Consider the following 5,350-nt stretch of genomic DNA (forward strand, 5'->3'; position numbering starts at 1 on the left):
ATGAATCTGAAACACATGGACCATCGCCAGGAAGCGTATTTAACCGCTCACCTGGCGTATGTTGCGGCGGTCTTTAACATTCTTCTGGCGTGGTCGCGGGAATTCTTCGGCTGGACAGGCGAAGATGCCTTCAGAATGCATCTCGCCTCCTTCAGTCTCTGAATCTCAACCCGCACAACTGGTTATAAGGCCGTAGAACGATCTCCAGAGTTTTGCGGTAGTACCTAACGGTCTTGGGCCTGCTCCCCCTGGCGATATGTTCTGACAAAAATTCCCCTAACGCTTCTGCTATCTGCATGTGCTGCCCCCTGTGAGGTAACGTCGGCAGACTAGCTAGGCAGTCAGAAATGGTGTGAGCAACGGTCAAAACTGTTTTTATGGCGCTGGCAGGGGCTTGTATGGTTTATACTTTCGCCTGGGCAGGCCGGGATGGCGGAAGGGTAGACGCATTCGACTTAAAATCGAACGGGAAACCGTGCGGGTTCAAATCCCGCTCTCGGCACCAGATAGACCAGACCTCGCTAAAGGCGGGGTTTTTTCGTGGTCTCCCTTACGCTCTTGCCTGGACACAGATGCGGGCGTACTCTGCCTCTATCCCAGGCGTCTTCCGCCTTGAGGATGAGGGCCGCGCGGCCCACCCCCCGTCTCCTCGCTGGCAGCGATTGTGTCCGTCCTGGCCGACTTCCCCCGTCATTGGAGGTCAGATGTTATGCCGGAAGTTCAACGCACCAAACATGTCAAGAAGGGGGGCTGGCGTACCCTGGAGTGGGGCGTCAACGCTACGTTCGATGTCCGGTTTTTCCTGCCGGCAGGGGCGGAAATCAAGGTCCGCAAGGGGGCCGGGTGGCCGCTGGGCTGGGACAGTCAGAAACAGCGTCTGGATGGGCAGACGGCCAGAATCCTGCATGTCAGTGGCATCGTTCCGTCCAGGGTGCAGATGAAGACCCAGCGTGACGCCGAGGTGACATATACGTACATCGCCGTGGGTCCGTAACGGGCGTCGTGGTGTCGTTGCTCCGGCTGTGGGGCAGGCGGACACCACTCGCGCGCCCGGCGTCAGAACTTCTGGCCCTCCCCGCCGCAATCACACTTGACAATCAGGAGTGGAGGTGGTGTCGGCCCTTATGGACTTCACAGGCTGTCCTGTCAGAGGCAGAACGCAGCCATTCCAGCGCCGCCTCACCGGAATTCAGCACCGAAATGTGACCGTCTTCGGGGCAGCGCCACAGTTCCGCCGTGGGGCAATGGGCCAGTAGCCATTCGCTGTGCGTGCTGGGCACCACGCGGTCCTGTGTGCCGTGCAGAAGCAAAATGGGCGCGTCGATCTGCGACGGCGCAAAGCCCCACGGCGCGACATACGCCAGATCGTCGGCGATCAAGCCACCGGGGCCGTGCTTCATCGCTGGCCCCACCACCCTGTTCAGCCACTTCCACGAACCGGAGAGGGCGGCGTAATCGGCGGGGGTGAAGGTCTCCGGGTCAAATTCGGGGTCTGACGCCTCGTAAGCCTCTTTCGCTGCGCGTCCTTCAGCCGCCGCCCGCAACGACGCCGCGCCCGAGGGATTCATGCCGCCGAAGTAATCCAGACCAGACGCCCCATACGGAGCCAGTCCCGCCATGCTGACCGCCGCCAGCACCCGCCCCGGCAACAATGCGGCGCAGGCCAGAGCGTGCGGCCCGCCCCCTGAATGGCCCATCACCGCGAACTCCCGAATGCCTAGCGCGTCCGCGATCTGTTCTACATCGTGTGCGGCGGAGGCCACATCCCGGCCCGGCAGCGGGGAGGAACCGCCGTAGCCGGGGCGATCATGCGACACCCAGCGGAGATTCAGCCGACTCGCCGCCTCAAATAGCGGTTCGGGCGGCGCACCGATGTTGGGCGTGCCGTGGTGCCAGAACACGGTCAGAGGACGCATCAGCCCCTCCGTGCCCGTGTCGTAGATGTGGAGGGTGCGGCCATCTTCAAGGGTCAGATCGGTCTCGGTCATGAATGGATCTCCTTTATGTGTGGGGCTATTTTAGCACCCAGATTCTGTTGTGGAAGAATTTAGTCTGAATCCTTCTCTTTCGTCCCGCACCCCGGCGCTATCCTGCCCCTCATGTCTCAAGCGGCTCAATCTTCAACATCTCTGCGCCAAACAACCCAGTCCCAGGCAACCCATATCCAGCCTTACGCGGTGGTGATCGGTCTGGAGGTTCACCTGCAACTGCGGACGCGCAGCAAGATTTTCAGCGACTGTCCCGCCGATTATCACGGCGCGGCCCCCAACACCTTCACCGATCCCCTGACCCTGGGCCTGCCCGGCACGCTGCCCACCCTCAACCGCGAGGCCGTGGAACTGGGCATCATGTTCGGCCTGGGCCTCAACTGCGACGTGTCCGGCTTCACGCAGTTTCATCGCAAGAATTACTTCTACCCCGACGCGCCCAAGAACTTCCAACTGTCGCAATATGACCGCCCGATTGCGCGGGACGGTTATCTGGACATCGGCGGCACGCGAATCCGCATCATGCGCGCCCATCTGGAGGACGACGCGGGCAAGCTGATGCATCCGGCTTACGCGCCCTACAGCCTGCTGGACCTCAACCGCGCCGGCTCGCCGCTGATTGAGATGGTCACTGAGGCCGATATCACCAACGCCGAACAGGCCCGCGCCTTTTTAGAAACGGTGCAGGCCATCGCGCAGGCGCTGGGCGTCAGCGACGCCACCCCGGAAGAGGGCAAGATGCGCTGCGACGTGAACCTCAGCGTTCACAGGCCCGGCGAGCCGTGGGGAACCAAGTGTGAGGTCAAGAACCTCAATTCGTTCCGCAGCGTGGAGCGGGCCATCGTGTACGAGACGGCCCGGCAGATCCGCGTGCTGGACGGCGGCGGACGCATCACGCAGGACACGCTGGGCTGGGACGAGGGGGGCGGCAAGACCTTCCTGATGCGGACCAAGGAGGGCGAGGCCGATTACCGTTACTTCCCCGAACCCGATCTGCCCCCACTGGACATCACTCCCGAATGGATCGCGCGGGTGCGGGCGCGGATGCCCGAGCTGCCCGCGCAGAAGCTGGAGCGTTATCTGGCGGCGGGCGTGCGCGAAAATGACGCCGTGACGCTGAGTCTGAACGTGGGGCAGTCCCGCTTCTATGACGAGGCGCTGACGGCGGGCGCGGATGCACAGCCCCTGGATGCACAGAAACTCGCCAACTGGCTGCTGACCGATGTGGCAGGCGCTCTGGCGGCCTCCGAGACGAGCCTGAGTCAATCGGCGCTGCAACCCGCCCACCTCGCTTCCCTGGTGCGCCTGATCGACGCCGGGACCATCAGCGGCAAGATCGCCAAGGAATTGCTGCCAGACGTGTTGGCGGGCCACGATCCGGCGGCGCTGGTGCAGGAGCGCGGGCTGAGTGTGGTCACCGATACTGGCGCGATTGACGCGGCCATTGACGCCGCCATGAGTGCCGATCCGGCCACGGTGGAGAAGGTGCGCGGCGGCAACACCAAGGCCATGAACGCGCTGTTCGGCCCGGTGATGAAGGCGATGGGCGGCAAAGCCAAGCCCGAAGTGGTGCGCGAACGCCTGACGCACAAGCTGGGGCTGTGAATTTTGAAGTGACGAGGTCCGGCCTATGAACCTGATTCCTACCCTCCCCCCACTGCGCTGGCGGGCGCTGGCGCTGGGTTTTCTGTGGGCCGAGGTGGTGGTGGTCTTCGGCATGGTGGCCTTTATTCTGCTGCGGGGCCAGCCGGGACCACAGGAGTGGATCAACGCCTTCGATTCCTTTCTGGCTGCCCTGGTGTTGATGTGGTGGACGCTGGTGTTCACCCGCGTAAGCGCCGGACAGGCCACCCTGCCGGAAGACGGCACGCTGCGTGCCCTGACCGTGGCCTTTCCGTGGCTGACTTCCTTCCGGGCGGCGCTGTGGGGGGTGACCCTGCTGGGTCTGGCGACGGGCGGCGCACCCGAGGCCAACACACTGGCCCTGACGGCCCTGATGACTGTGTGGGGCGCAGCGATTCTGGCCAGCAACGCGGTCAACGGCGCTCTGGTGCGGCTGGCCCCGGAACCTGCCGATCCGGCCCGGCGCAAGCGGCTGATGGATTGGCTCAACCTCTCGGCAGCGCTGGCGCTGGGCATGGCCGTGCTGAACGTGGTGCCTATCGTGGGCTTTTCGGCCAGCACCACGCTGCCGTCGCAGGTGGTCTACGGCGTGGGCGGCCTGCTGGACGTCGTGGCCACCGTGCTGGCCCTGTGGGCGCTGATGGCGCGCAGCAGGTTGGGAGAACGGCAGGCCGTCAAGGGCGGATAGCTCAGCTCCCACCCAGCAACTTCACCATCTCCGCGTAACCGCGCTGGCGGGCGTGTTGCAGCGGGGTCACGCCCTCACGGTCCGCGATCTGGCGGTCTGCGCCGTGGGCCAGCAACTCGCGCACGATCTCAGTGTGGACTTTGTCGCCATCCCCCAGGATCACGGCTTCCAGCAGCGCCGTCCAGCCCAGGTTGTTGATGTGGTTCACGTCGATCTGCGTGGTTTGCAGAAGCTCGCGCACGTAGGGCAGATGGCCCCGGTCAGCGGCGGGAATCAGGGCAGTGCCGCCGTAGCGGTTGGTGCGGGTCAGATCAGGATTGGCTCTCAGAACCTCGCGCAGCATGGCGACGCTGCCCGTCTCGCCCGTGACCAGCAGGGCGTTGTTCTGCTGGTCGTCCTGTGGATCGGGGTCCGCGCCCGCCGCGATCAGGGCGCGGGCCACCGTCACATGGTCTCCCTTCGCGGCCCAGGTCAGCGGCGTGCGTCCGCTGCTGTCGGCGGCAGCGGGGGACGCGCCCGCTTTGAGCAGCGTTTGAAGCCGTTCCAGATCGCCGTTTTCTGCGGCCTTGAGGAGAAGTGCATTCTGTTCGTTTTGCTTGATAGTCGTCACCGTGGCCGCCTTCGTGCTGCCTGCCGAACTCGCCATCACCGGGAACAGTGGGAGACTGCCCAGCAGCGCCAGTCCGAGAATCCATCTTCTGGACCGCTTTATCAATGGTTCGGACAGTTTTGACCAGCTCTAAGCTGCTTTGACTCCCAGATCCAGCGGCCTGGATGGATGTTTTTCCAATTCAGCAAATCTCGCCTGAAGACCGAGATTGCTCAGTATTCGCCACGCAAACAGTCGATTGAAGGCCCGCCGCTTGATGTCCTCGTAGGAAAACACCAGCGAAGTGACCGGGCGACCCTGGAGGCCGCTGGCCTCCAGGAGCATTTCAGCCCGGCCCAGACTGAGTGCAAAGAACGCAGCATTCCAGTGATTTTCCAGAGCCTGCGTCTTGCGGAGCTGGCATGTGGTCAGCCCTGCGAACTGCTTGGCATCGCGAAACAC

Annotated in this window: 6 protein-coding genes, 1 tRNA gene and 1 pseudogene; 5 read left to right on the forward strand and 3 right to left on the reverse strand. The window is 63.5% G+C overall.

Translation table 11 applies throughout. From position 1 onward, the window contains the following. The first annotated feature begins 423 nt into the window (after window positions 1-423). Both BOO71_RS04810 and BOO71_RS04815 read left to right on the forward strand, forming a co-directional pair. Window positions 424-505 (forward strand) — tRNA-Leu (locus BOO71_RS04810). A gap of 204 nt (window positions 506-709) precedes the next feature. After that, entirely contained in the window at window positions 710-994 is a 285-nt protein-coding gene (locus tag BOO71_RS04815) for a hypothetical protein (protein ID WP_075830831.1), read from the forward strand. A 103-nt stretch (window positions 995-1,097) separates the two neighbouring features. Here the strand turns inward: BOO71_RS04815 and BOO71_RS04820 are convergent, their stop codons facing one another. Beyond that, window positions 1,098-1,988, reverse strand: a complete 891-nt coding sequence (locus BOO71_RS04820; RefSeq protein WP_075830832.1) for an alpha/beta fold hydrolase — start codon at window positions 1,986-1,988, stop codon at window positions 1,098-1,100. 111 nt (window positions 1,989-2,099) lie between these two features. Between BOO71_RS04820 and gatB the strand changes: the two genes are divergently transcribed. Together gatB and BOO71_RS04830 are read left to right on the forward strand one after the other, a co-directional pair. Continuing rightward, entirely contained in the window at window positions 2,100-3,593 is a 1,494-nt protein-coding gene (gene gatB, locus BOO71_RS04825; protein ID WP_083653007.1) for an Asp-tRNA(Asn)/Glu-tRNA(Gln) amidotransferase subunit GatB, read from the forward strand. A gap of 25 nt (window positions 3,594-3,618) precedes the next feature. Continuing rightward, a complete protein-coding gene (locus BOO71_RS04830) occupies window positions 3,619-4,299 on the forward strand; it encodes a hypothetical protein (protein ID WP_075830833.1) in 681 nt (226 codons plus the stop codon). A gap of 1 nt (window position 4,300) precedes the next feature. Here the strand turns inward: BOO71_RS04830 and BOO71_RS04835 are convergent, their stop codons facing one another. Then, complete coding sequence (locus BOO71_RS04835) at window positions 4,301-4,909, reverse strand: ankyrin repeat domain-containing protein (protein ID WP_075830834.1); 609 nt, start codon at window positions 4,907-4,909, stop codon at window positions 4,301-4,303. On the opposite strand from BOO71_RS04835, the gene BOO71_RS27630 reads away from it, so the two are divergent. After that, complete coding sequence (locus tag BOO71_RS27630; protein WP_175607366.1) at window positions 4,896-5,042, forward strand: hypothetical protein; 147 nt, start codon at window positions 4,896-4,898, stop codon at window positions 5,040-5,042. The two genes, BOO71_RS04835 and BOO71_RS27630, sit on opposite strands and share 14 nt — an antisense overlap. Here BOO71_RS27630 and BOO71_RS27635 read toward each other — a convergent pair. Beyond that, window positions 5,039-5,350, reverse strand: a pseudogene (locus BOO71_RS27635) (IS4 family transposase); the annotation flags it as partial. The gene BOO71_RS27630 and the pseudogene BOO71_RS27635 overlap by 4 nt on opposite strands.

This window comes from Deinococcus marmoris (assembly GCF_001949125.1).
In the GTDB taxonomy this organism is placed as follows: Bacteria; Deinococcota; Deinococci; order Deinococcales; family Deinococcaceae; genus Deinococcus; species Deinococcus marmoris_A.